This is a genomic window from Pseudovibrio ascidiaceicola (assembly GCF_900114245.1).
GTDB lineage: Bacteria > Pseudomonadota > Alphaproteobacteria > Rhizobiales > Stappiaceae > Pseudovibrio > Pseudovibrio ascidiaceicola.
The window spans coordinates 221,324-245,648 of the sequence record NZ_FOSK01000006.1 but is presented as its reverse complement, the minus strand read 5'-3'; the positions used below and the strand labels follow the sequence as shown (position 1 = coordinate 245,648).

Sequence of the window (24,325 nt, the reverse complement as noted above, 5' to 3'; positions counted from 1 at the left end):
AAATCCCTCCTGAGTGCTCCACAGCCTAATCAAAGGTGGCGAAGCCGAATTCCATAAGAGTTTTTGGGAAACTTGAGCGCACTATACGCTCACATTTTCCCAAAAGCAAACCAGATCAACACAGGCCTCCACCATCTTTAGGAAACCTGTGAGAATTCAAAACCGGCCTATGCACTTTCCCTAGGCAACCTTGAGGATGATCTTTCCGATATGACCGGAACCTTCCATCCTGTCATGCGCGGCCTTTACATCACTGAGATCAAAGACCTTATCCAAAACCACCTTGACGCGGCTGGTTTCCAGCAGTGGCCAGACCTTCTCACGAAGAGCCTCAGCGATCTGACCTTTATACGCGTTGGTCCGTGGTCGCAGTGTTGAACCGGTGTGCGTCAGCCGCTTCATCATTAATCGGCTAAAGTTGACATTTTCCGAAGGCCCATGAAGCGTCGCAATCTGGCAGATGCGCCCATCAACCGCCGCAACAATCCAGTTCTTCTCAACGTAATCGCCGCCAACCATATCGAGGATCACTTCAACCCCCTGCTTAGCTGTGATGTTGCCAATCTCTTTTACAAAGTCAGTCGTGTGATAGTTGATCGCATAGTCCGCTCCGAGTTCACGAACTGCCTGTGCTTTCTCCTCAGACCCAACAGTTGTAAACACTTCAGCACCAAACACTTTTGCCAGCTGAATGGCCGTTGTTCCGATCCCGGAAGACCCGCCATGCACAAGGAACTTCTCACCGGACTGAAGCCCCAAACGATCAAACACATTGGACCACACCGTAAAGAAAGTCTCGGGAATGCCAGCGGCTTCCTCCATAGATATCCCCGCAGGTACGGGCAGAACATGAGCAGCAGGCGCAACACAATACTGCGCGTACCCACCACCCGGTGTCAGTGCACAAACCCGCTCGCCTAAACTATGAGAAGCAACACCTTCTCCCAGCTCTACAATCTCACCGGAGACTTCCAATCCCAGCAAAGGAGAAGCCCCAGGAGGTGGCGGATATGCCCCCGTCCGCTGAATGACATCTGGACGATTTACCCCCGCCGCATGAACTTTGATCAGCACCTCACCAACACCAGGCCTAGGGACATCAACCTCTGCAATTTCAAGAACTTCCGAACCTCCGACGCCATTCATAACAACGGCTTTCATTTGTGCTGAACGATCATCTACTGTCATAAGCTGCCTCGATTTTTGCAAATAGCGAAACTGCTGCTTGCTCACCTTCTCAATTAGGTAAAGAATAGTTAGCAACAAGTGCCCGTCTACCCCACCAAAGGTGAATTCTCGCATTTTTGAAAAAGAGAATACCCCAAAGGCCAACACAAGGAGTTCATAAACGCTATGGGTTTATTCGATGATGATGACACACCTCGCCCAGCAACCTCCGGAGTAGTGGTGGGAGAGCCCCTCACGAACCTTTCAATCCACGAATTAAGTGAGCGTCTTGAGCAGCTTAAGGCAGAGATTGTGCGCGTTGAGAATGAGATCAAAACAAAATCTAACGCCAACACATCTGCAGAAAGCTTCTTTAAGTAATCAAACAATATTTAAAACAGAAATTTATTCAAATTCATATAAATGCAAGATACAAATTGCAAATAGATGATTTGGATACTTACAATTTACGTATCGTTAACCATTTTAAATTAGAACTTAGTTATTCCAGTTGATCTGGAACCAGAGTGAACGTTCACTCTGCTTGACGCCTCCCTGTTAAAACACCTCAGAGCCGCACCGATGCGGCTCTTTTTTTTCTGCCCATGCAACACCCAGTCCCGGTTTAACCACTCTATTCACAACCATGAGTTGGCACGGGCTTTGCTCCGTTCAGATTGAAGTAAGATCTCTTGCTCCATTTCGAGACAGTTTTATTCTTTCTAATAGGCTCACTTCAATTTTCGAGCCGTAATTGTTTCAGACTGGGAATTTAAAGGACGCGAGTGAGAGAAACCTAAGGCAGTTATTGAAGGGATTTTTAAGATGGGTGAATTCAAGACTGAAACTGGGCCAGAGAACACCTTCAACTTCGCGCAACGGCTCATGTCCTCCCAAAACTTCACGGAGCTTTTCCGAGAAGGTATGGGTCTTATTGAAGACACTGCATCTTATCTTGATGGCCCGGGAAGGAAACAGAGCAAAGCTCTTGGTCCCGCCGCTTCTCTTGCTTACGCAACCGAGTCCATGCGCCTCACCACGCGCCTCATGCAAATGGCCTCCTGGCTTCTCCTGCAACGGGCAGTCAATGACGGTGAGATTGTACAAGCAGAAGCTCAGAATGAGAAAAACAAAATCCGCGTCGATAATGCGACCAAGGAAATGCAGAACCCGGCCTGGCCAGACCTGCCAGACACACTTCGCACCCTGATCGAAACCTCATTCCACCTGCAAAGACGCATCAAGCACGTCGATAGCATGCTCAAGGAGGAGCTCCTGCGCGAACAAGCGGCAAACACCTCCAATCCAGTGGGTGATCAGCTCTCTCAAATCACAGCAGCGTTTAAATAGCCTGATAAGTTTCGCTAGCGCCAAACTCCGCTAGCAACCCTGCGCACTCCTCAAACGCGCACAAAAAAACCCGAAGCAAACGCTTCGGGTTTTTTAATTTCGCAAACTTCAAAGCAATTATTTGCCCAAGAAGCCACCAAACTTGTTGGTGAAGCGGGACACGCGACCGCCACGGTCCATGAGCTGACGGTCACCACCAGTCCATGCTGGGTGGGAGCTCGGATCGATGTCGAGCTGCAGGGTGTCACCTTCTTTACCGTAAGTAGAACGGGTGGTGAATTCGGAACCATCAACGAGCTTTACGGTGATGGTGTGGTAATCTGGATGGATGTCCTGTTTCATGACTAAACTGTCCTGTCAGCAACGGCTGGGCCGCCTCAATCAAAAGATGGGCTTAGGGCTGGCCTGAAGCATCGGTAGAAAGAAGCCGCACTTTTCCAAGAACGGCACAATTGTGAAGGGGTCTATACCCCATCCAAACAGAGGAAACAAGAGGGTACAGCCCGCAGAAAACCAGAGAAAGCGCTTGTAATTAAATCTATCGGGACACATCTACTGCATCATACGATAAACTTAGATGATTTCGCAGATATCCGGGGGTGGCATGAGCCAGCGGGACTCAAACAATCGGGAAAAGACCTTGCGTCCGCTCGCAACACTTTTCCCTTATCTTTTAAGGCACAAGGCCCGTCTGGTTCTGGCAACCTTTGCTCTGCTAGCTGCAGCTGGCCTCACTTTGGTTCTGCCAATAGCCGTCCGCTACATGGTTGACTACGGCTTTACCGGCGACAATCCCAATTTGATCGATGACTATTTCATTGTCATTATTTTTGTAATCGCGCTACTCGCCCTCACCAGCTCTCTTCGTTACTACATGGTCATGATGATTGGTGAGCGAGTCGTGGCGGACTTACGCTCTGACGTGTTCCGTCACCTCACTTATTTATCCCCCTCATTCTACGACAAAACAAAGTCCGGCGAGATCATTTCACGCCTGACAGCCGACACAACCCTCATTCAGTCAGCTTTTGGAGCCAGCGCATCCATTGCCCTGAGACACCTGCTGATGTTCGCCGGTTCGACGACCCTAATGGTCATCACCAGCCCGCGCCTCTCCTTGTTTGTATTGCTTGCGATCCCGCTCATTGTCCTACCACTGCTTGGCTTTGGCCGTGCAGTTCGTAACAGAACCAGCCATGCCCAATCCACACTCGCAAATGCAATTGCTTACGCAACAGAAGCACTTGGTTCCATCCGCACACTTCAGGCTTTCACCAATGAAAAAAGCGTTTCAGACAGGTTTGCAGGAGATATCGAAACAACTTACGAAGTTGCTCTCATCGCCACCCGCGCTCGCTCATTCCTGATCGCCACAATCATCCTGATCATCGCTTCAAGTATTGTGGCGGTACTCTGGGTCGGCGCATTGGACGTGATTGATGGCCGTATGAGTGGAGGTCAGCTCACGCAGTTCCTCATCTACTCCATCATCGCTGCAGGGGCTATGAGCGAACTCTCTCAGGTATGGGGCGAACTGGCAAAAGCTGCGGGTGCAGCAGACCGCATTACGGGGCTGTTACATGCCCCATCCGAAATTAATGCACCAACCAACCCAGTCGAACTTCCCTCTCCTGCCATTGGTGAGCTCGAATTTGATGATGTCGACTTCCATTACCCAACAGCAAAAGAAGCTGGTGTCTTAGAGGGACTGAACCTTTCCGTCAAAAAGGGCGAAACGGTCGCGATTGTCGGCCCGAGTGGCGCAGGCAAGTCCACACTGTTCCAGCTCTTGATGCGATATTATGATCCAGTTGCAGGTAAAGTTACACTCGACGGTATCGAGCTGAACTCAGCTGATCCACGAGACCTACGCGAGCACATCGCTCTGGTCCCACAGGACACCGCAATTTTCGGCAGCTCAATTGCAGAGAACATCGCATTCGGCAAAGAGATCGCATCCAGAGAGCAGATTATTGAAGCGGCAAAGTTCGCCTTGGCTGATGAATTCATCAACAACATGAAAGACGGCTACGACACCCTCATTGGCGAGCGTGGAGTAACCCTCTCAGGGGGCCAACGACAGCGTATCGCGATCGCCCGGGCCATCCTGAAAGATGCCCCTGTTTTGCTGCTGGATGAAGCCACCAGTGCGCTGGACGCTGAAAGCGAGACCATCGTTCAAAAAGCGCTCGATAAGCTTATGGAAGGCCGGACCACGCTGATTATTGCGCACCGTCTGGCAACTGTCCTTAAAGCAGACCGTATTGTTGTTATGGACGGCGGCAAGATCGTGGAAGAAGGTACCCACGACACGCTGGTCGCCCAGAACGGCCTTTACGCCAAACTCGCCAGAATGCAGTTTGAGATTGGAGCTGAAGCGCTCAACTCGCAGGAAAAAGCAAGTTAGAGCATATTCCAAAAAAGGGGTTCGATCTTCGGACTGGAGTACTCTAAACAAAAAAGCCGCGCTTTCAGAAGCGCGGCTTTTTCAATTCTATCTGCGAAGATTACTCAGGCTCACGCACATCCACTGTATAGTTCAGCGGCATCCGCGCGCCATCAGCGTAAATGGTCTGCCCGGAAACGTAGCTCGCATCATCTGAAGCAAGGAAAGCAGCAATGCTGGCCACTTCAGCAGGTTGTCCCAAACGACCAAGCGGTGTCCGGGAAAGAACCGTTTCCATCTTGCTCGCATCCTGCACAACGCTCTTGAGCATCTCGGTCTCAATGGACCCAGGACCAATACCGTTCACGCGAATACCGTGTTTTGCCAACGCAACAGCCGAAACGTGCGTCAGCTGGTTCAAGCCACCTTTAGAGATCGTGTAAGGGACCTGATCAGGGATCGCCAGAACACTATTCACGGAGCTGATATTGATGATTGAGCCAGCAGAACCGCCCTCTTCAACCTTCTCGACCATGTGCCGCGCAACAGCTTGTGAGCACAAGAATGCCCCCTTCAGGTTGACGCGCAGAACCCGATCAAAATCATCTTCGGAAAGCTGAAGAAAATCACCAGCAGCTGTGATGCCAGCATTATTAACCAGCACGTCAATGTCACCAAACTCATCCAGAGTGTTCGCAACCATGTTGCGCACATCAAGGCGGACACTTACATCGCAATGGCAGAACGCCACATGCCCAAACTCGGAGAGAGCTTCCTGAGCAGCTTCACCGGCACGCTCATCCGCATCGGAGAGCATGACTTTGGCGCCATCTTGCAAAAAACGCTGCGCAATAGCGTAACCGATGCCTTGAGCGCCACCGGTTACAATCGCAACTTTCTTCTCTAGTTTCACTTTGAAGATACCTCTGGCAATGCCGAAATTTCGCCGACCTTAGTCTCAAAGCCTAAATATGTCGATGCACTTCTCCAGTAAAACTGCTTAGCTCCTCTGAATTTAGCTGACAGATGCCACCCCACGAACAGAGATCGCTTCTGCAATCTCCTCAAGAATGGCAGGGTCATCAATTGTCGCTGGCATCTTGAACTCTTCACCATCTGCAATCTTCCGCATAGTCGCACGAAGGATCTTACCAGACCGCGTTTTTGGAAGACGTTCAACGGTAATCGCCAGCTTAAAGGCAGCCACCGGACCAACCTTTTCTCGCACCAGAGCAACCAGCTCTTTCTCAATCACAGCAGTCGGTTTTTCAACACCACTCTTCAGAACCACAAAACCGCATGGCAACTGACCTTTGAGATTGTCTGCGATGCCGATCACAGCACACTCGGCCACATCCGGATGCTCAGAGAGGACTTCTTCCATGCCTCCAGTAGACAGCCGGTGCCCAGCCACGTTGATGATGTCATCGGTACGAGCCATGATGAAAAGATAGCCCTCATCATCCATAAGACCAGCATCTGCGGTCTTGTAATAGCCTGGGAACTCAGTGAGATACGCTTCCTTAAACCGGTCGTCGGCATTCCAAAGCGTTGGCAGTGATCCAGGTGGCATCGGCAGCTTCACAACAATGTTGCCAAGTTCACCCGCACCAAGCTCATTCCCTTCGTCGTCCAGCACACGCATATCGTATCCCGGCATCGGGACAGTGGAACTACCCAGCTTGATAGGCAGCTTACCAAGGCCAAGAGGGTTACCAGCGATGCACCAGCCAGTCTCCGTCTGCCACCAATGATCGATGACAGGCACGCCAAGCAGGTTTTCCGCCCATAAAATGGTATCTGGATCAGCTCGCTCTCCCGCAAGGAACAGCGACCGCAACCCGGCAATGCTGTACTTCGCCAGCTCTTTACCTTCCGGATCTTCTTTCTTGATCGCACGGAAAGCGGTTGGCGCAGTAAACAGTGAAACCACGGAATGCTCGGAAATCACCCGCCAAAACGCACCAGCATCCGGTGTTCCAACTGGCTTACCTTCATAAAGAATAGTCGCGGCCCCATGAAGCAGCGGCGCATAAACGATGTAAGAGTGACCAACCACCCAGCCCACATCAGAAGCAGCCCAGAACACTTCACCCGGATCAATGCCGTAGAGGTTCTCCATAGACCACTTAAGTGCAACCATATGCCCGCCGTTGTCACGCACCACGCCTTTCGGCTGTCCGGTCGTACCAGAAGTGTAGAGCACGTAAAGTGGGTCAGTTGCAGCAACAGGAACACATTCGGTGGTCATCTTTTCTGCCACCGCAGTTTCCATCAGCGCGCCCAAATCAAAATCACGGCCTTCAATGAGGCCAGCAATCTTTTGCTCACGTTGCTGGATAAAACAGAAATCAGGTTTGTGGGAGGACAGTTCGATAGCACGATCCAGCAGCGGCTTATATTCAACCACACGACCCGGCTCGATACCACAAGACGCACTGATGATGGCTTGAGGCTTACAATCCTCGATACGAACAGCCAGCTCTTGAGCCGCGAAACCGCCAAATACAACAGAGTGAATAGCACCAAGACGCGCGCAGGCAAGCATCGCAAACGTCGCTTCAGGGATCATGGGCATATAGATCAGCACCATAGTGCCTTTCTCAACGCCCTTCTCACGCAGCAGCGCAGCCATAGCTCCCACTTGCTCCTGCACTTCCAGATAGGTGTAAGTGCGCTTCTCACCAGTCACGGCGCTGTCGTAGATAATCGCAGGCTGCCCTGGACGACCATGCTCTACGTGGCGATCAACACAGTTATAGCAGGTGTTGCACTCGCCTCCGACAAACCATCGTCCATATGTGCCTTGCGAAGCATCGAAAGTCTTGGTGTAGGGCGAGAACCAGTCAATGCCCTTAGCAGCTTCATCCCAGAAGGCTTCTTTGTTTTCTTTCCATCCATTGTAGATGTCGTGGTATCGGCTCGTCATAGCTGCTCTCCTCCCATGCACCCCTGCATAGTACCTGTCCACAGGTTCGGCTAAGACTGAGCCTTGAATGACCTAAAGGCAAGTTTTGCTATATTAGAAAATCGGCTTATAACTAAAGATGACCCTATAGTTTTCAACCCGCCTATTTCTTAGTTTCCTCTTAAATAAAAAGGACTTGCCTGCACCACTGCGGGAAATAAATCATGCTGCCAATTACCGATCCCTTCTTCTACCTCTGTGCAATACCTGCTGTTTTCATTGTTGGCATGGCCAAAGGAGGATTCGGGGGCGGCCTTGCCCTTGTCGGTGTGCCGCTTATGTCATTGGCAATTCCACCTGTGCAGGCAGCAGGAATACTCCTCCCGATCTTGCTAGTTATGGACGCAGTCGGGCTTATCTCTTACCGAGCAATCTTTTGCAGAAAAACATTGGCTATTCTCATACCAGCAGGTCTGATGGGAACCCTGATCGGCTACTTTGCAGCAGCCTACATTTCTGAGACCCACATCAGGCTGGTCACTGGAGCAATCGCTTTGATCTTTGTGCTCGACTATTGGTTCAACAACAAAGCCAACAAACCGCCGAAGCCTCAGAATGTATTTTTAGGGGGATTCTGGGGCACTGTTTCTGGCGTCACCAGTTTCATCGCTCACGCAGGCGGAGCCCCATTTCAGATGTATGTCCTGCCCCTCAGACTGGCACCACCAGTCATGGCAGGCACCGCTGTCATCTTCTTCTCAGTCGTGAACTTCTCAAAGGTGTTCCCTTACTTCGCCCTTGGTCAGTTTGATGCCAAGAACATCGCAACATCTCTTGTGTTGCTCCCGTTGGCCCCTCTGGCGACACTGGCAGGTATTAAGATCGTAAAACACATCAACAAAGAGCTGTTCTACAAGATCACTTACGCAGCGCTGTTTGTTATCGCACTCAAACTGATTTGGGATGGCGCATCAGGCTTTTAAGGCGTGTTATACGGTGCAGAGAAAGGATGTAGCATAAGCCATCAACTACGTGAGTATCAGTCGCGCTCACCCAAGCCGTGGTAAAGCACACTCTTGATCATGCCGATTGGCCCGTCGACCTCAAAAGCAGCATCCGGCATTGTCTTCCAGGTCACTCCGTTATGAAAGAAGCCCGAGGGGTCGGTCAGATCCAGATCACCACGCGCAGGCGAAACAATCCGATACCGAACTTGCTTTGCATTATACATATCTGACGGCTTACCAGCGTATTCTGAGCTTGGAGGTTGCCCTTCGACCCACGAGAAGAAGTAGGTACGCAGTTGATCTGCCATAGTACCTGTCGAATTAAGCTGGCCAAAGTTGAGTTGAAGTCCGACAACCAGACAAACGGCTGTCGATATCGCCCAAAGATACCAATGATCGCGGATGTGATTCAGAATAACAGCACGATTGAGATAGAGCTGGATTAGAACAGGGAATGCCACCAGCAGCACAAACCACTGCGCATCCTGTGATCGCTGTGGTCCAAGGGTGAAAATATAACCCGTCAGAGCCACGGTAATCGCGCAGAAAACCACGCCAAAAAATAAGGCGATCTTCCCCTGTCGATTTGGTGTCACTACGGTCATACGAGCCCTGCTTGTTCGTCACTCACCGTATCAAACGGGTCGCGATTTATTCTTTTATCAGACAGGTCTACATTACAAATCGAAAGGCAAACGGGGAAGACTTCTGAGGTGTTGCAAATTGTCGCGAGCGTTTGTCTTGCCCAAAAACGCAACAAGATTTCACCTTTACCGTTAAGTTAAGGTGCCAGTTGCAACCACCGCATTTAAATTTGCCGAATATATCGACACCAATCCACAAAACATCTCAAAAATACTTATAGATGAAAGTCTAATAGCAAGAAGACCCTCAGACTAACATCTAAGTCATCTGAACTACCCCCTACGCCTATACTCAGATATATCAAAATATGCGACACTCTTAATTCCAAGCTCTTCACCGGAGCCAATAACTATCTTGGGAAAGCTGATAGCCAGCTCAAAGGATCTTCGCAGTTCTCTTGAGCGGAATTTGAATGCCTGGGGAATTTCATGAAAAACAATAGTCCAAACACATCATATTTCGACAAAGACCTCCCAAAAACCGACGCAAATTACACGCCGTTAAGCCCGCTCAGTTTTCTGGAGAGAGCTGCAAAAGTTTTTCCAACCCACACAGCCATCATTCACGGTAAGATTCGCCGTTCTTATAGCGAGTTCTACGAGCGCTCCATCAAACTCGCGAGCGCCCTTGAAAAGTACGGTATCGGCAAGAATGATTGCGTGTCAGTCATGCTGTCCAACACACCACCCATGCTTGAAGCTCATTACGGCGTGCCTATGGCTGGTGCAGTACTCCATGCACTCAACACCCGTCTCGATGCCGCTATCATTGCATTCCAGATAGACCATGCGGAGAGCAAGCTGGTGATCGTGGACCGCGAGTTCTCGAAGGTCATGACCGAGGCGTTAGAACTGGCAGCCGTGAAGCCGATCGTCGTGCTCTACAACGACAAGGAATTCCCGCAATCAGCTCCCACAATTGGAGAGTTGGAGTACGAGGAGCTGATTTCCAGCGGTTCAGATGACTTTAAATGGCAACTTCCTGCCGATGAATGGGATGCAATCTCACTCAACTACACATCGGGTACAACGGGAAACCCGAAAGGTGTCGTTTATCATCATCGTGGTGCCTACCTTCTCGCCCAAGCAAACATCATCACCGCAGCCATGGGCAAAAAACCAGTCTATCTCTGGACACTGCCAATGTTCCACTGCAATGGCTGGTGCTTCCCATGGGCTTTGTCACTCGTTGCCGGAACGCACGTCTGCCTCCGACAGGTACGACAAGCGCCAATCTGGAACGCGCTGGCGGACGAGAAAGTCACGCACCTCTGTGGTGCTCCAATCGTGATGTCTACGTTACTCAACACCCCTGAAGATCAAAAACGTGCATTCACCCACGATGTTGAGTTCTTCACCGCAGCAGCTCCACCGCCTGAAGCTGTTCTGGCCGCTATGGCAGAGGAAGGTTTCAACGTTACCCACCTGTATGGGCTCACAGAAGTCTATGGCCCTGCCGTCGTCAACGAATGGCATGACCATTGGAATGAGCTTCCCTCATCGGAACAAGCTGCGTTGAAAGCCAGACAAGGGGTCAATTACGTCGCCTTGCAAGACCTTGCTGTGCTTGACCCCGAAACCATGAAACCAGTCCCTGCTGATGGAGAAACCATCGGCGAAGTTATGTTCAAGGGCAATGTTGTGATGAAAGGGTATCTGAAGAACCCAACGGCAACACAGGAAGCCTTCGACGGTGGTTGGTTCCATTCAGGAGACCTGGGCGTTCAACACGAAGACGGATACGTCCAACTCAAAGACCGCTCCAAAGACATCATCATCTCAGGAGGTGAAAACATCTCATCCATTGAGGTCGAAGAGGTCCTTTACAAACACCCGGAAATCTCTGCAGCAGCAGTGGTCGCCCGTCCTGATGACAAGTGGGGGGAGACTCCATGCGCATTTGTGGAATTAAAAGAGAACAGCAGTGTGACGGAAGACGATATCGTAACCTACTGCAAGCAACATCTGGCCAGTTTCAAATCACCAAGAACTGTCGTCTTCACAGACCTGCCAAAAACCTCAACAGGCAAGATCCAGAAGTTCGTATTGCGCGAAGAAGCAAAAAAGATCGACTGACCTCAAACAAAAAATGCGCCGCTAAAAGCGACGCATTTTCTATTCAGTTAAGAAAGAGGAAGCTACCCTGTCACTCGTAATCGCGAGATCTCATCCTTAAGCTTCAACTTTTGCCTTTTTAGATTGCCTAGTTCGATCTCATCCATCGACGGATGGTGCTTGGCTGTTTCCAGCTCCCTCTCAAGGGTAGCATGGCGGCGTTCCAGCTCAGTCAAATGCTCACGGATGGACATAGGTTTTGATCCTCCTACATTGTCTCTGTTACAGGAGGATGATGGCACCATTTTATTGAGTTGTCGAACGATGATTAGCTGTTTTTTTCGGGCCTCTACAACGCGAGATCGCTAATTCATGAAAAACTTAGGGAACTTATAAATGACCCAGTAAATTTAATGGGTTTCAAATTCTACTCAAAAGAGAACTCCACTAAGTATTCAACCCTATATATACGCTGCGTAAATCCGCCATGAGACAACACTTCCTGTAAGAATCGAGAGACTCTTGTTCATCATCGCTGCACATTCGGTATACTGTCATCGAGCGGCAAATTGCGACAACGCGCCCCACCAGATTTGATCAATGATGGGTCTCGTTGCACACAGACCGATAAGTGTCATGTGAGGACAAAAACTATGACGGAAGACAACCTCGATCAGGATAGCAAGCGTTCCGAGCTCGCTGAGTTGCGACAGGAGCATCGGGATCTTGATCATTCTATCGACGCGCTCATTGAAACGGGACGGGCGGATGTTCTCCAGCTGCAACGTCTAAAGAAGAAAAAACTGATGCTAAGAGACCAGATTCAAGTACTGGAAACACAGCTCTTACCTGACATTATTGCCTAAATTAGAGGCAGAGCTCTAACCTTCGTATACTATTGGCATTTCTTATTGTAATTGGGTTGAAACACGCCGCGTTATTTCTATAATCCGCGCTTTCTTCCCAGACGCTCAGAGGGTGCCCGTTTTATGAACCGCACAGATCAGCCAGAAGTCGCTATCATCATGGGAAGCCAATCCGATTGGCCAACCATGAAAAATGCTGCAGATACGCTAGAAGCACTGGGAGTTTCCTATGATGCTCGCATCGTCTCAGCACATCGCACCCCGGACCGTCTGGTAGAATTCTCCAAAACAGCAAAAGAGAACGGCTTCAAGGTTGTTATCGCTGGTGCTGGCGGTGCAGCCCATCTTCCCGGCATGGCCGCATCCATGACCCCGCTGCCGGTATTTGGCGTTCCAATTGAGTCGCGTGCCCTTAAAGGACAGGACAGCCTTCTTTCCATCGTCCAAATGCCGGCAGGCATTCCGGTTGGCACTCTTGCAATCGGTCGCGCAGGTGCTGTCAACGCAGCATTGATGGCTGCTGCTGTTCTGGCACTCAACAATCCGGAGATCGCCGCCAATTTGGATGACTGGCGCGAAAAGCAAAGTCAGGCTGTGGCTGAAAAGCCAGTCAATCCGGAAGAGTAAGAGTTTCAGAGGCGCCCATTTGCAGGCGCCTCATTTGTTTCAAGCCGCCCCTAACATCTGGCCCCTAACATCTGGAAAGTTTCGAAATGGGTTCCACACTACGTCCTGGCGACACGATTGGTATTTTGGGTGGAGGCCAGCTTGGCCGTATGATCGCACAAGCCGCCAGCAGGATGGGCCTGAAGTGCCATATCTATTGCCCGGATGAAAACAGCCCCGCTTTTGAGGTCTCAGAAATGAAGACCATTGCGGCATACGAAGACGAACAAGCACTCACCCAGTTTGCAAAAAGCGTCTCTGTTGTTACCTATGAGTTCGAAAATGTCCCCGGCGAGACAGCCCGCATTCTGGAACAGTTCGTTCCAGTTCGCCCTGGTCCGCATGCGTTAAAAGTCTCCCAGGACCGCCTAGCAGAAAAGACCTTCCTTTCAGAAAAAGCCGCAACGCAGGTCGCTCCGTTTATAAAAGTCGACACACAGGCAGAGCTGGAAGCTGCGCTCATGGAGCTCGGCGGTCAGGGCGTACTGAAAACGCGCCGATTTGGATATGATGGCAAAGGCCAGATCATGATCCGGACACCTGAGGATATCGAAGGTGCCATGAACAAGCTTGGCAATCAGCCATCTATCCTCGAAGGCATTGTCCCATTTGAAAAAGAGATCTCCGTCATCGTCGCTCGCGGCGTGGATGGAACAGTCAAATGCTACGATCCGGCCGACAATTACCACAAGAACCACATTCTGAAGACTTCCAGCGTACCAGCAGACATCCCAGCAGAAACGACGCAGGAAACCATCGAAATGGCAACCCGCATCGCCGTTGCGCTTGATTATGTCGGAGTGATGGGCGTGGAGCTCTTTGTCGTCAGAAATGGCGATACCACCGAGTTGAAAGTCAACGAGATCGCACCACGCGTTCACAACTCAGGCCACTGGACAGAAGACGCCTGTCCAGTGAACCAGTTTGAACAGCATGTTCGCGCAGTTGCTGGCTGGCCACTTGGCATGCCAACCCGAGCACACAACGTCATCATGGAAAATCTAATTGGTGATGATGTTAACTCGTGGGAAGCAGCATTACTGGAACCAAATGCTCACCTGACCCTCTACGGCAAAGCAGAGACACGGGAAGGCCGCAAGATGGGCCACATCAATCGTCTCTCCCCAAAATCCTGATCGCATTATTCTACAAAGAAAAAGCCCCGAAGATCTGCTCATCTTCGGGGCTTTATTTTGTTTGAGCCGAACTATCCCAGCCTCACGAGACCAAGTTGATCACGTTTCTGGAACCGGATCAGCAACAGGATACCAGTGATAAAGAGACCACTGGCCAAACCAACCCAGATCCCTTCTGGCCCCCAGTTAAAGGTGAACGCCATCACATAAGAAAGCGGCACACCAATAATCCAGTAGCCAATCACCGCAATCACCATCGGCACTCGCGTATCTGAAAGACCGCGCAGAACACCACCAGCAACCACCTGAATACCATCAACCACCATGTACACCGCTGCAATAAAGACCAGCGGCACACCAAGGCGGATCACATCCGCTGCATCTGGATTACTGCTATCCAGATAGAAGGAAATCAGCGTATCAGGAATCGCAACAAACAAGACCGCACCAAGCAGACCAATCACTATGGACCAAATCAGAGCCACCCAGCCAGCACGTGTAATGCCATCAGCATCGCCACGACCAGATGCAATGCCAACACGCACAACAGCAGCGTTAGCAAAACCAAGCGGAATCATGAACGCAATACCAGAGAGCTGAACTGCAATCCCGTGAGCTGCAAGTTCCAGCGTCCCAATCCAGCCCATCATCAGAGCAGCTGCAGAGAACAAGCCTACTTCAGCGACCAACATGAGGGAAATCGGCCAACCGAGACGGAGGATTTCAAAGAACGCAGGCCAGTCAGCACGCCAGAAGCGAACAAACACCTCATACTTGCGAGACTTCTCTTCCCAAAACACATAGGCAATCAAAATCACACAGGACGCCAATGCTGTCACAACAGACGCAATCCCGGCACCAAGAATGCCCAGTTGAGGAAAGCCGAAATAGCCAAAGATCAGCACATAATCGAGAAGTGCATTGACCACAGCACTCACTACAGTTGCCCACAACACAATTTGCGAACGTTCAATGCTGGTGAGGAAGCTGCGAAGCGCCGCCACAAATAACGATGGATACATCGACCACTGAACAATACGCAGATAATCGGCAGCAATGGCAGAAACCTCGGCGTCCTGCCCAAGGGCCAGCAAGAGACTCTCACCATTCCACAGCACGACCATCGCAAAAGTCGTATAAATGAGCGAAATCCAAAGGCCCATGCGCGAAGCACGACGCACATTACGTATGTCGCCTTTACCCTCGGCTCTGGATGCCAATGGCATAACGGCTTGCAAGAACCCAAGTCCTGCCAGCCATGTCAGAAAGAACAATTGCAAAGCGAGCACGGATGCTGCCAGCTCTGTTGCGCCAAGCCAACCGATCATCAATGCATCAGTGGCATTGATTGCCATCTGCGCAAGTTGCGCACCGATCAACGGCAATCCCAAAATAAGCGTTGCATTGGACTCCCCCCACCATGCAGACATGGATGTGGGTTTGGCAACGCTGGTGCTTTCAACCCGCGTCATCATAAGCTCCTGAAGAAAAGGGCATGGAGCCCCTCCAGAACTTGAGCCTCTCAAGAACATAAACAAGGCTGGGTCCTGCAATTGACCACAGTGCCTCGCTGGGAGGAAACTTCCTATCATAGAAACAGATCGACAAAATCCCAGTGGCTTCTTGCCTAAGCAATACCGCTAGTGAAAATGCCGATTACGCTACTTTGCAAAACTCTTCGGGAATGTCCAGAGGAATAAAGCAAGGCGCATTATCACCGCCATAGACCATAATGTGTCCGCAAGGCACTTCATACCAACCTTGCCCGCCCTTTTCCAAAGGCTCGGAGACAACACTCAAGTTACTGTTATGTAAGCGGTAATATAGGCTCGGAACGATCTTATCACTAGAGCAACGTACAGCATAAAGGCGCTCACCATCAGTCAAGGCCATCGCTACACGCAATGGAGCAATGACATCATTGCAACGCATAATCTCAAGTGTTTTCGTGAGGACCTGTTGCACAGCCCCCACAGGATCGACATCCAGACCATGACTTAACATGGCGAGAAAAAGCGCTTCACTGTCTGTTGTACCCTGCCGGTAACGATAAAAGTCGTCGCTGATCAAACCCTCAATCTGCCGGCGGATATCATCATACCCCCCAATCTGCCCGTTATGCATGAACATCCATTTGCCAACAGCAAACGGATGACAGTTGGAACGGGAGGTAGCAGTGCCAGTAGACGCACGCACATGAGCAAAGAACAAAGAGGATTTGAGGTGCTTGGTAATGCTCAGAAGGTTCTCATCACCCCACGCAGGCTGCGTATCACGATAAAGACCTGGCTCAGCCTTGTGACCGTACCAACCAATCCCAAAACCATCACCATTGGTGTTCACCTTGGCTTCCGCACAATGCAAGCTCTGCGCAATCAGAGAATGGTTGGGCATTGAAATCAGCTCTTCCATAAAAATGGGAGCTCCACGGTACGCAAGCCAGCGGCACATTACATTATTCTTTCTTCTGGTCTATTACCCAAATGAGGTCACTAGAGTATGCATGATCCATCAGCACGTATAAACCCCTTCCCTCGAACTAGAGTAACGAGTTTTCTCAGCGATCGTTCCGTGGATCTAAAGAGAGTCTCTCAATCGCAACTCTCGCGAGTCGAATGGACTCACTCGACTCATTTCCGAAGTCAGAAATGACGAGCAGCGTTTGAAGCGAATTACATTCAAATTTCCACCTCGATTTCCACTGTTCAGAAAAGCTCCTGTGACTTTTTTCAGCGTTGCAAGAGAGACTCAACCATACACAATCAATGGTTGTATTTCGCAAAAATAATTCCATACTCAAAGTTACAATGCATTTTGAAAGCTTTTTTTACTTATCTTTTACTTTACCCTCGAGCGTGCCGATGCCCCAATTTGAAGAAAATAAACACATGCTGCTGAGATTGCCTTGCCCCACAAGAGGTATTCCCCCCTTTCCCATCTATAAATTAACATAGATTCTCAAGTAAGGAGGTAGACAGCCCCCACACAGTCTGTTAGTTACCCCGTCAAGAAGCGACGCATCAGCGGCGACGGAGTTCTTGTGACCCGTGCATATGCGCTAAGCGTTGCTATCAATCATTTCATCTATGTCGTTCTGGATACGTAATCCAGAATGCTCGAAGGTAAGGATAAACGCGTGCAGGTTCTCGTTCGCGATAATAACGTCGATCAGGCGCTTAAAGCGCTTAAGAAAAAGATGCAGCGTGAAGGCATCTTCCGTGAAATGAAGCTTCGTGGCCACTACGAAAAGCCATCTGAAAAGAAGGCTCGCGAAAAGGCTGAAGCAATCCGCCGCACTCGCAAACTGGCTCGCAAGCGCGCACAGCGTGAAGGCCTGTTGGTCGGCAAAGGTCGTCGTTAATCCGGCTGCACTCGGGACATCACGCAGCTAAGGCTCAACTATGTTTGACGAAATGCGTGTGAGCGGACCGAAGCTAGAATTCAGAACGGACTAACCGGTAAACCGGTTGGTCCGTTTGTTGTTTATGCTGGTTCAATTGACCTTTTTTTGCCACACTAAAGTGTAGGCTATCGTGTCATTGCAAGGACTCTTTAAGAATGGGGCACATTCTCGTGAACAATAAACTGGCTAAAGGCATCTGTGCGTGTCTGCTCGCACTTGGCGTTGCAGCATGCCAATCCAACTCATCTGGCCTTGTTTATCAGAATGTGCCTATCGACAAAGCTGTTGGCTCTTCCTCCAACATCGACAGTCTGAGCGCTGTTGTTGACGCAAACCCAACCGACGCTGACGCCTACAACAAGCGCGGCATTGCATATGCAAAAGCTGGACGCCTTGATCAGGCTATTGAGGACTTCAACAAGTCTCTTCAGCTGAGACCAAACTCTTATCAGGCTTACGCAAACCGAGCTTTGGTGGAGCGCCGCAAGGGCAACACGTCTCAGGCAGTGCAAGATTACAGCTCAGCACTTTCTATCAAGCCAGATTACGTGAAGGCCCTGAACGGACGCGGCAACACCTACCGCTCTATCGGTCAGAACACAGCAGCGCTTCGTGACTACAACGAAGTCATTCGTTTGAACGCCGGCGATGCACAGGCCTATCACAACCGTGGCCTCATCTATCAGGCGCAGGGTCTACAGGAAGCAGCCCTCAATGACTTTTCATCGGCTGTTGGTCTCAACTCCCGCGCATATTCACCTCTGATTGCGCGAGGAGTAACCTACCTTTCTCTGAGTGATCCAAAATCTGCACTCAAAGACTTCAACGCTGCGATCGCACTCAATGGCAAGTCCGCATCTGCTTGGGCAAACCGTGGCCGCGCTGAAGAAGCTCTGGGGCAGATTACAGAAGCCCGCCAGTCCTACAGCAGAGCACTGCAGATTTCTTCGACAAACCAGATTGCGAAGGAAGGCTCCCAGCGCCTATCAACGTCATCTGGCGTTCCGCAAGCTTAAGCTCACAAACCATCTCGCTTCCAAAGGCCGGGTTCTCCGGCCTTTTTTATTGTCTTGCTTTCGAAGATATGGACAGTATCCAGTTAATCTCGTCACGCCAGTCAATCATGCGAATGGGTGTTCCGTGAGAGCCTGTTTCGAACAGTCGGAAGCGCACCGGATACTGTTTCTTTTTACCAGTGAGCACCTCGAACAACTGATACTGCTTCTCCCAACTGTAAACTCTGTCAGCACTGCCATGCCCAAAGACAATCGGCACGCCCGTCTTATACGCTTCACTCGTCGACAACCGCTGATCCGTCGCCCCGCCCAAGAACATGAGGCCGGACAGCGGCCCCGCTACACCGGCCTGATCAGCAAGCCCATAGCAAACCTGCGAACCCATGGAACCACAAGCCACAATCACCTTGGCCTGAGGCGCTTCTTCTCGGTATTGCGCAATCAGCTCGCGGATTTCCTGAGTACCCCTAGAGCTTGCAAGCTTCACATCAGGAGACAGATAAACCCCACGATTACGCACCATCAGGTTTTTCAGGCGATTGAAGTTACCACCAAATGTCCAATCGGCATTCCCCTGCTTTCGATTGCCACCCTTACCATGCAGATAAAGCAGTAACAGCTTGGTGTCGGCGTCAGGAGCCCCAACTCGGATGTGCTTACGCTTATTCCCCGCAAGCACAGCTGAGCGCTCCCGCACATACCAGGAAGGCCTGCTAGAGACGTAACGCCCCTCAACGCGTCGTTCCGGTATTTCATCCCGATCACGCAAATCACGCTGGATCTGATAATCGAGCCGCAAAAAGGCTCCATTCTTCGACTGCTCCAGCACGCGCGGATAGGCAAACAGCTCATTTTTAAAAGGCTTCAATTCAAAACCGGCAGCCTGCGCGACCGACAAAGTCACCGCAAGTGCGCTGCCAACCAAATACCCAAGGATCCTGAAGTTGCCTTGCATGCAGCACCTCCGTAAGAGCGCGTCACTTAAGGCTTCAGGTAGTCATACATAACCCGGCCATAAGGGAGTGTAAGGTCAGTGATGAAATGAACACCACCGAGTGACTTGAGCATTGGCAACTCAGCCACTGGTGCATTGGCATGGTGGAACAATTGCAGGCTTGCCGGACCAGACCATGCCCCTTTCACCGTCACATCAGCCGCCTCATAAGCAACCAACTGAGCGATAGCCAAAGAACCATCAACATCTGGAATGAGCTTCAGATTAACCTGAGTTTTCTGAAGCTTCTTAAGAATCGCATCAGGGTGACACTGCGTACCATGCTCCACATCATAAAGAAGATGCTGGTACTTGTAGCCCATGGTCGCAATAGCGATGGTCACATCATCAAAGACCAAATGCCCGGTCAATGTTGCTCCCGATATACTCAGTTCCGGTTGGCCAAGTTTTTTCGGAAAACCCCAAATCTCACGCCCACCAAATATCGGCGGTGTGTCATCAAGAAACATTTGCTGCGTGAAGTTCACAGGATGATCGCCAAACTTGGCAGGGATCACGATACCAGACTCGGTGTAGTCCCCAAAGCCAGCAGAATCTGGCATGCGGATCACCTCGAACATCACCGTGTTGGACCCATCCGGTTCCAAAGGCTCAGGCAAAGCTTCTCGAATTGCGTCGGGATCACTTTCATAGGAGACCACAAAAAACTCGCGGTCGATAAACCTGTATGGCCCCTTGGGATAAGCAGGAGAAGCAATCGGCATAGAAGCCTGTTCAAGAATATCGGCAATTTTCATGGACCACCTCGATCATGAAAGAGTGGGAACCGCGGCCAAATCACCAGCCAGCGCGCTCTCACCATAAGCACCGATATTTTAGATGTTGCCCCTTGGGTTTTAGGGTGACACTTTCAGAGCTCACCCCAAACACTTTTTTAATCAGCTTGTTACATCAATTTCTTTGAAAGTTGCCAGCGGCGCTTTTTCGCGGATAACCCAGTTCAAGGCACCAAGCTCTGTTTTCAAAGTTGGATGAACCAGTCCCAACACGCGCAGTTCACTCGCACCAGTGCCTGCATGGGTTTGGTTCACACGACTTGCGATATTGAGTGTGGTCGTTGACTGATCAACACTCCAACCAACTCGGTCACCTGCAACAAAGGCGACCTTGCGCCCTGTGCGTGTCGCACCAATCGGAATACCTTCAACCAGCTCAACAGAAGCAAGACGCTCTGTATCAATATGATAATCAGCGATCATCATCAGACCCAGCAGGTAATAATAACCCGCCTCTTGAGAAAGCCCCTGTCGGCTAGCCTGATCAATCAGATCATTCCTGCCGCGAACACCCTTCAACGAGTGCAGGCTTGCAACGAAAATCATTTTTTCACCGCGCGTCATAGAAGTAGCGCTCAGGAATGCTCGTGTGCTGCGCTGGCGAATGGCCATATCACCAAGCATCTCGCGCATCGTCTCATCGGCAACGGTCGGGCTGGCCTTGAGAGCCTCGCTTAAGTTGGTTGTTGCCAGAACTCCACTAACTGCCGTACCAACGCCACCCGGAATAAACACAGTTGCGAGATTGGTCAGACGGTTAGACGTTGCATAAGCCCAGGCAGCCTTATCAAGCGCGTCAGAGAGTGGAGGAAATGTCGTATAAGGGTCAACATTCGCCGCAACAGCTATATAGCGTCGGGCTTTATCTCGGCCAACAACAGCCGCAGCAACACTCTCAACCGCAGAGGTCTTCTTTCCACTTTCCTTAGACGGGGCAGTCGCTCCGGAATTTCCGGTAATGGTGTTCACAGTACCATTCAGCAACAAGCCGACACCATCAGCCGTGGAACTCAGTGTCTCTTTGGGAGAGGTTACAAGGCTACCGAGAAACGTCAGAGGTTTGGCGACCGCAGTCACAACGCCCTCACCCGCCTGAGAAACCGTATCCAGTTCTTGAATGCCCTTCAGCGCATGAAGTTCATTAATGCGCTTCTTCAATGTCGCCGTACCGCGCACTTTATAGGTCTTGCCATGAACTTTGAGGCTGTAAACCAGCAATGTCCCGTTCCGCAAAACCGGCGGCACAATCTCGTAATTACTGCCACGCGCAGCAACACCTTCTTCCTTCAGAATCTGGGAAAAACCAAGATCAGTTGAGGCAGAATGAGATGGCGATGAGACAACTGCAACCACAATGAAAATTGCAAGCAGCAAGGAACAGCGCAGAAGAACGCGAACAGTTTGCGCAGTAGACATATGATACCCGAACTCAGAACAACTCTTATTAAAGGCTCTATTCTTCAATAATGATCAGAAAAGGGCAGCGCCTCTGGCAAATCTCGGGGTTGAAACGAAAAATCGCAGAAGCACACAGCTCCTGCGATTCTCAAAACCTTAAAAACCTGAGGGTTTCTTAGATTGTCAGTACAGCTGTCACCACACAAGCAAACAGGAATACGATTCCCGGCACAATGTGTGACCTGTCACCAGATGCCATACCAACACCAACAGCAATCACTGTTGCGATTGTGGTGATGCTTGCCCATACCGTCCCGGCAGTGCCACCAAATCCAATCATTGCAATAACGAGTACAAATGTAAGAGCTGCAAGAATTCCAACCTTTGAGAAGTTGATGAAGTTCTTGTAGGTCTTCTCGTGTTCCTCATAGTCCATAACAGACGCGCTCCCGTCAGCCATGCTTCCCCCTCGAAACAAGTAGTTTTCCTAATATCAGTCTTTAACACCACATGGTCCGGTGACGCAACTTCCCTAAAGAACCGCTCTGGAAATAACCTAAGTGCCGGGGATAATTCTAACGGCCTGAGTATGTGCCTCAATCCTCACCAGTCAAACCACATAAGTCCAGTTGGTGCTTTTGATGGGCATTCAACGCATCCAGCTCAAATCCATCAATCTGCTCATTAAACAGTTGATGGAAGTTAAGCTCAGCTCGCAAGTGAAGGAAAACAGATCCAAGCCCAATTGCTGCCCGGTCCATAAAAACAAAGTACCGAGGTATTTTCACTGGCCCCAGCTCTTTGAGAGACTGATGCACCCGAAACGCTTCCTGCCGTCCATAAGCTGCTGGAGAAACCCCATCAGCAATCGAGCGCACCCGATCACTGAGCAACGGGCCAAAAATGAAACTCGCCCAAATATTCAAGGTCTCAATAAGCTCGGTCGTCAGCCCATCAAAACCCCAAGTCTCATAAGCAGCGACAACGCGATCCTGATCATCTTCGAGCAGGCCGTGATACAAATCTACCACGCCTTGCACAAAGTCTGGCGGGAAGATGCGCACACACCCATAATCCAGCAAATTCACACCAGCTGGCTCCGCACCATCCTCAAAGATCGTGTAGTTCCCAAGATGGGGATCGCCATGGATCACACCATAATGCGCAAACGGATGCCACCACGCCTTAAACATCACTTGCGCAATCTTGTTACGCGCCTCCAGCTTTTCTTGTCGATAGGCCAGAAGCGGACGCCCTTCCAGCCAACTCATGGAAAGCAAGCGCCGTGTTGACAGACCTTCAAACACGTCCGGGATCCGGATCTGCTCATCTGTAGCAAAAACATTGGCGTAAAGCTTGGAATGCCGAGCTTCCCGGCGATAATCTAGCTCTTCCCGCAGTCGGTCACCAACCTCCTTCGCAATCTCAGAAGTCTCAATCGCGGGTCTGAATCGCCGATGCAGAGCAAGCAGCATGTCAAATTGGTTCAGGTCAGCTTCAACCGCACTATCCATATCCGGATATTGCAGCTTACAGGCCAGCATTGCCCCATCCTGATCATAAGCTCTGTGAACCTGACCAAGAGAAGCCGCTGCTGCTGGTTCCTTCTCAAACTTATCAAACTTGCCTTGCCAACCAGGGCCAAGCTCAGCCCGCATGCGCCGTTTAACAAAAGCCCACCCCATAGGAGGTGCATTCGCCTGAAGACTTGCCAGTTCTGCTGCATATTCGGGAGGCACGGCATCCGGAATCGTCGAAAGAAGTTGCGCCACCTTCATCAGTGGCCCTTTGAGTTCACCAAGAGATTCTGCGATAGAAGCCGCATTCTTCGCAGGGTCTTGATCCCAACCAAACAGCTTACCTGCTGCAAGCTTGGCTGCGATGCCACTCATATTTCCTCCAACCTTGGCATAGCGGCCAATGCGGGCGGTCATTCTGTTTGCTTCCCGGTCACGAGATGAAGGCATATGGGGTTCCTGCGTCTCACACTCTTATTGCAATATATAGTGCACTGCAAAACCTAGCAGAAAACGCAGAGAACCCAAGGGCACTTTTAGAAATTACCTAATCACATATTTGCTCAGGCTTGCTCAGCTCTCTCCACAAACTCCAGTTCAAGCAGGCTTTCAACAGCATTGCCATGCGAAGCAACATACTCGCCCCGACCAGAAACACGCTCAAATCCTCCGGTTCCGGAACCGGGCACTACAGTCATCGAAGAGCAAACAGTCTCCCCATCAAACACCCCGCTCTCCTCGACAAGGAACGTGCCTTCATGTGAACCATATCGACCAGAAATCTGCGTGTACCCCGAGTATTTGCCCTCTTTCTCTGTTACATAGGCCAAAAGATAAAACATGCTCACCTGCCCAACGATTTCTCCGCTGAGGGGTCCCTGAGCGCGAACTGATGCAAACTTGCTCGCCATAGAAAACGCTTCTGCGATCTCTTCTTTCCATTCTTCAACTTTGTAGGTGCATTTAATCTTTGCCATTTTCAGCTCCTTGCATTGGGAGCCAAACACCTACTGCG

Annotated in this window: 24 protein-coding genes; 10 read left to right on the top strand and 14 right to left on the bottom strand. The window is 50.5% G+C overall.

Annotated features, from left to right (window positions below):
- Positions 1–180 precede the first annotated feature (180 nt).
- On the bottom strand, positions 181–1,188 hold the full coding sequence (locus BM231_RS13380) for an NAD(P)H-quinone oxidoreductase (protein WP_244527171.1): 1,008 nt from the start codon (positions 1,186–1,188) through the stop codon (positions 181–183).
- Between the two features lie 165 nt (positions 1,189–1,353).
- On the opposite strand from BM231_RS13380, the gene BM231_RS13375 reads away from it, so the two are divergent.
- On the top strand, positions 1,354–1,548 hold the full coding sequence (locus tag BM231_RS13375; RefSeq protein WP_093520096.1) for a DUF1192 domain-containing protein: 195 nt from the start codon (positions 1,354–1,356) through the stop codon (positions 1,546–1,548).
- 444 nt (positions 1,549–1,992) lie between these two features.
- Complete coding sequence (gene rcdA, locus BM231_RS13370) at positions 1,993–2,517, top strand: protease adaptor protein RcdA (RefSeq protein WP_093520094.1); 525 nt, start codon at positions 1,993–1,995, stop codon at positions 2,515–2,517.
- 117 nt (positions 2,518–2,634) lie between these two features.
- Here rcdA and rpmE read toward each other — a convergent pair whose 3' ends face one another.
- A complete protein-coding gene (gene rpmE, locus BM231_RS13365) occupies positions 2,635–2,859 on the bottom strand; it encodes a 50S ribosomal protein L31 (protein WP_008551475.1) in 225 nt (74 codons plus the stop codon).
- Positions 2,860–3,121: 262 nt separating this feature from the next.
- Here rpmE and BM231_RS13360 point away from each other — a divergent pair, with 262 nt between their 5' ends.
- A complete protein-coding gene (locus BM231_RS13360; protein WP_208860341.1) occupies positions 3,122–4,924 on the top strand; it encodes an ABC transporter transmembrane domain-containing protein in 1,803 nt (600 codons plus the stop codon).
- Between the two features lie 100 nt (positions 4,925–5,024).
- On the opposite strand, the gene BM231_RS13355 is transcribed toward BM231_RS13360, so the two are convergent.
- On the bottom strand, positions 5,025–5,816 hold the full coding sequence (locus tag BM231_RS13355; protein WP_093520092.1) for an SDR family NAD(P)-dependent oxidoreductase: 792 nt from the start codon (positions 5,814–5,816) through the stop codon (positions 5,025–5,027).
- Positions 5,817–5,918: 102 nt separating this feature from the next.
- On the bottom strand, positions 5,919–7,832 hold the full coding sequence (locus BM231_RS13350) for a propionyl-CoA synthetase (protein WP_093520090.1): 1,914 nt from the start codon (positions 7,830–7,832) through the stop codon (positions 5,919–5,921).
- A gap of 203 nt (positions 7,833–8,035) precedes the next feature.
- Here BM231_RS13350 and BM231_RS13345 point away from each other — a divergent pair, with 203 nt between their 5' ends.
- Positions 8,036–8,794: a sulfite exporter TauE/SafE family protein gene (locus BM231_RS13345; RefSeq protein WP_093520088.1), complete on the top strand. Its 759-nt coding sequence runs from the start codon at positions 8,036–8,038 to the stop codon at positions 8,792–8,794.
- A 56-nt stretch (positions 8,795–8,850) separates the two neighbouring features.
- Here BM231_RS13345 and BM231_RS13340 read toward each other — a convergent pair whose 3' ends face one another.
- Positions 8,851–9,423, bottom strand: a complete 573-nt coding sequence (locus BM231_RS13340) for a hypothetical protein (RefSeq protein WP_093520086.1) — start codon at positions 9,421–9,423, stop codon at positions 8,851–8,853.
- Between the two features lie 468 nt (positions 9,424–9,891).
- Between BM231_RS13340 and BM231_RS13335 the strand changes: the two genes are divergently transcribed.
- Positions 9,892–11,538, top strand: coding sequence for an acyl-CoA synthetase (locus BM231_RS13335; protein ID WP_093520084.1), 1,647 nt, complete (start codon positions 9,892–9,894; stop codon positions 11,536–11,538).
- Positions 11,539–11,600: 62 nt separating this feature from the next.
- Here BM231_RS13335 and BM231_RS13330 read toward each other — a convergent pair whose 3' ends face one another.
- Positions 11,601–11,771, bottom strand: a complete 171-nt coding sequence (locus tag BM231_RS13330; protein ID WP_093520082.1) for a YdcH family protein — start codon at positions 11,769–11,771, stop codon at positions 11,601–11,603.
- Positions 11,772–12,170: 399 nt separating this feature from the next.
- On the opposite strand from BM231_RS13330, the gene BM231_RS13325 reads away from it, so the two are divergent.
- The 3 genes from BM231_RS13325 to BM231_RS13315 all read left to right on the top strand — a co-directional run bounded on the left by BM231_RS13325 (position 12,171) and on the right by BM231_RS13315 (position 14,185).
- Positions 12,171–12,383 (top strand): YdcH family protein, encoded by a 213-nt coding sequence (locus tag BM231_RS13325; protein ID WP_093520080.1) that lies wholly within the window; start codon positions 12,171–12,173, stop codon positions 12,381–12,383.
- Between the two features lie 123 nt (positions 12,384–12,506).
- On the top strand, positions 12,507–13,010 hold the full coding sequence (gene purE / locus BM231_RS13320; protein ID WP_008551529.1) for a 5-(carboxyamino)imidazole ribonucleotide mutase: 504 nt from the start codon (positions 12,507–12,509) through the stop codon (positions 13,008–13,010).
- An 86-nt stretch (positions 13,011–13,096) separates the two neighbouring features.
- Entirely contained in the window at positions 13,097–14,185 is a 1,089-nt protein-coding gene (locus BM231_RS13315; RefSeq protein ID WP_093520078.1) for a 5-(carboxyamino)imidazole ribonucleotide synthase, read from the top strand.
- A gap of 71 nt (positions 14,186–14,256) precedes the next feature.
- Here the strand turns inward: BM231_RS13315 and BM231_RS13310 are convergent, their stop codons facing one another.
- Positions 14,257–15,657, bottom strand: coding sequence for an MATE family efflux transporter (locus tag BM231_RS13310; protein ID WP_208860340.1), 1,401 nt, complete (start codon positions 15,655–15,657; stop codon positions 14,257–14,259).
- A gap of 184 nt (positions 15,658–15,841) precedes the next feature.
- A complete protein-coding gene (locus tag BM231_RS13305) occupies positions 15,842–16,597 on the bottom strand; it encodes a class II glutamine amidotransferase (RefSeq protein WP_093520254.1) in 756 nt (251 codons plus the stop codon).
- Between the two features lie 724 nt (positions 16,598–17,321).
- Here BM231_RS13305 and rpsU point away from each other — a divergent pair.
- Both rpsU and BM231_RS13295 read left to right on the top strand, forming a co-directional pair.
- A complete protein-coding gene (gene rpsU, locus BM231_RS13300; protein ID WP_057462062.1) occupies positions 17,322–17,546 on the top strand; it encodes a 30S ribosomal protein S21 in 225 nt (74 codons plus the stop codon).
- A gap of 197 nt (positions 17,547–17,743) precedes the next feature.
- On the top strand, positions 17,744–18,604 hold the full coding sequence (locus BM231_RS13295) for a tetratricopeptide repeat protein (protein WP_093520074.1): 861 nt from the start codon (positions 17,744–17,746) through the stop codon (positions 18,602–18,604).
- 46 nt (positions 18,605–18,650) lie between these two features.
- On the opposite strand, the gene BM231_RS13290 is transcribed toward BM231_RS13295, so the two are convergent.
- The 6 genes from BM231_RS13290 to BM231_RS13265 form a co-directional block, all read right to left on the bottom strand.
- Positions 18,651–19,559 carry an alpha/beta hydrolase gene (locus tag BM231_RS13290; protein ID WP_093520072.1) on the bottom strand — a complete coding sequence of 303 codons (909 nt, stop codon included), beginning with the start codon at positions 19,557–19,559 and terminating at the stop codon, positions 18,651–18,653.
- A gap of 26 nt (positions 19,560–19,585) precedes the next feature.
- Positions 19,586–20,356, bottom strand: a complete 771-nt coding sequence (locus BM231_RS13285; protein WP_063312844.1) for an acetoacetate decarboxylase — start codon at positions 20,354–20,356, stop codon at positions 19,586–19,588.
- Positions 20,357–20,497: 141 nt separating this feature from the next.
- Complete coding sequence (locus BM231_RS13280; protein ID WP_093520070.1) at positions 20,498–21,811, bottom strand: hypothetical protein; 1,314 nt, start codon at positions 21,809–21,811, stop codon at positions 20,498–20,500.
- 157 nt (positions 21,812–21,968) lie between these two features.
- Entirely contained in the window at positions 21,969–22,253 is a 285-nt protein-coding gene (locus BM231_RS13275; protein ID WP_208860338.1) for an aa3-type cytochrome c oxidase subunit IV, read from the bottom strand.
- A gap of 136 nt (positions 22,254–22,389) precedes the next feature.
- Positions 22,390–23,760: an ABC1 kinase family protein gene (locus BM231_RS13270; RefSeq protein WP_093520068.1), complete on the bottom strand. Its 1,371-nt coding sequence runs from the start codon at positions 23,758–23,760 to the stop codon at positions 22,390–22,392.
- Positions 23,761–23,873: 113 nt separating this feature from the next.
- Positions 23,874–24,287: a DUF3224 domain-containing protein gene (locus BM231_RS13265; protein WP_093520067.1), complete on the bottom strand. Its 414-nt coding sequence runs from the start codon at positions 24,285–24,287 to the stop codon at positions 23,874–23,876.
- Positions 24,288–24,325 lie beyond the last annotated feature (38 nt).

Coding starts and splice junctions, on each gene's coding strand:
- BM231_RS13380 (WP_244527171.1), bottom strand. CDS start 1,188: ATGACAGTAGATGATCGTTCAGCACAAATGAAAGCCGTTGTTATGAAT.
- BM231_RS13375 (WP_093520096.1), top strand. CDS start 1,354: ATGGGTTTATTCGATGATGATGACACACCTCGCCCAGCAACCTCCGGA.
- rcdA (WP_093520094.1), top strand. CDS start 1,993: ATGGGTGAATTCAAGACTGAAACTGGGCCAGAGAACACCTTCAACTTC.
- rpmE (WP_008551475.1), bottom strand. CDS start 2,859: ATGAAACAGGACATCCATCCAGATTACCACACCATCACCGTAAAGCTC.
- BM231_RS13360 (WP_208860341.1), top strand. CDS start 3,122: ATGAGCCAGCGGGACTCAAACAATCGGGAAAAGACCTTGCGTCCGCTC.
- BM231_RS13350 (WP_093520090.1), bottom strand. CDS start 7,832: ATGACGAGCCGATACCACGACATCTACAATGGATGGAAAGAAAACAAA.
- BM231_RS13345 (WP_093520088.1), top strand. CDS start 8,036: ATGCTGCCAATTACCGATCCCTTCTTCTACCTCTGTGCAATACCTGCT.
- BM231_RS13340 (WP_093520086.1), bottom strand. CDS start 9,423: ATGACCGTAGTGACACCAAATCGACAGGGGAAGATCGCCTTATTTTTT.
- BM231_RS13335 (WP_093520084.1), top strand. CDS start 9,892: ATGAAAAACAATAGTCCAAACACATCATATTTCGACAAAGACCTCCCA.
- BM231_RS13330 (WP_093520082.1), bottom strand. CDS start 11,771: ATGTCCATCCGTGAGCATTTGACTGAGCTGGAACGCCGCCATGCTACC.
- BM231_RS13325 (WP_093520080.1), top strand. CDS start 12,171: ATGACGGAAGACAACCTCGATCAGGATAGCAAGCGTTCCGAGCTCGCT.
- purE (WP_008551529.1), top strand. CDS start 12,507: ATGAACCGCACAGATCAGCCAGAAGTCGCTATCATCATGGGAAGCCAA.
- BM231_RS13315 (WP_093520078.1), top strand. CDS start 13,097: ATGGGTTCCACACTACGTCCTGGCGACACGATTGGTATTTTGGGTGGA.
- BM231_RS13310 (WP_208860340.1), bottom strand. CDS start 15,657: ATGACGCGGGTTGAAAGCACCAGCGTTGCCAAACCCACATCCATGTCT.
- BM231_RS13305 (WP_093520254.1), bottom strand. CDS start 16,597: ATGGAAGAGCTGATTTCAATGCCCAACCATTCTCTGATTGCGCAGAGC.
- BM231_RS13295 (WP_093520074.1), top strand. CDS start 17,744: ATGGGGCACATTCTCGTGAACAATAAACTGGCTAAAGGCATCTGTGCG.
- BM231_RS13290 (WP_093520072.1), bottom strand. CDS start 19,559: ATGCAAGGCAACTTCAGGATCCTTGGGTATTTGGTTGGCAGCGCACTT.
- BM231_RS13285 (WP_063312844.1), bottom strand. CDS start 20,356: ATGAAAATTGCCGATATTCTTGAACAGGCTTCTATGCCGATTGCTTCT.
- BM231_RS13280 (WP_093520070.1), bottom strand. CDS start 21,811: ATGTCTACTGCGCAAACTGTTCGCGTTCTTCTGCGCTGTTCCTTGCTG.
- BM231_RS13275 (WP_208860338.1), bottom strand. CDS start 22,253: ATGGCTGACGGGAGCGCGTCTGTTATGGACTATGAGGAACACGAGAAG.
- BM231_RS13270 (WP_093520068.1), bottom strand. CDS start 23,760: ATGCCTTCATCTCGTGACCGGGAAGCAAACAGAATGACCGCCCGCATT.
- BM231_RS13265 (WP_093520067.1), bottom strand. CDS start 24,287: ATGGCAAAGATTAAATGCACCTACAAAGTTGAAGAATGGAAAGAAGAG.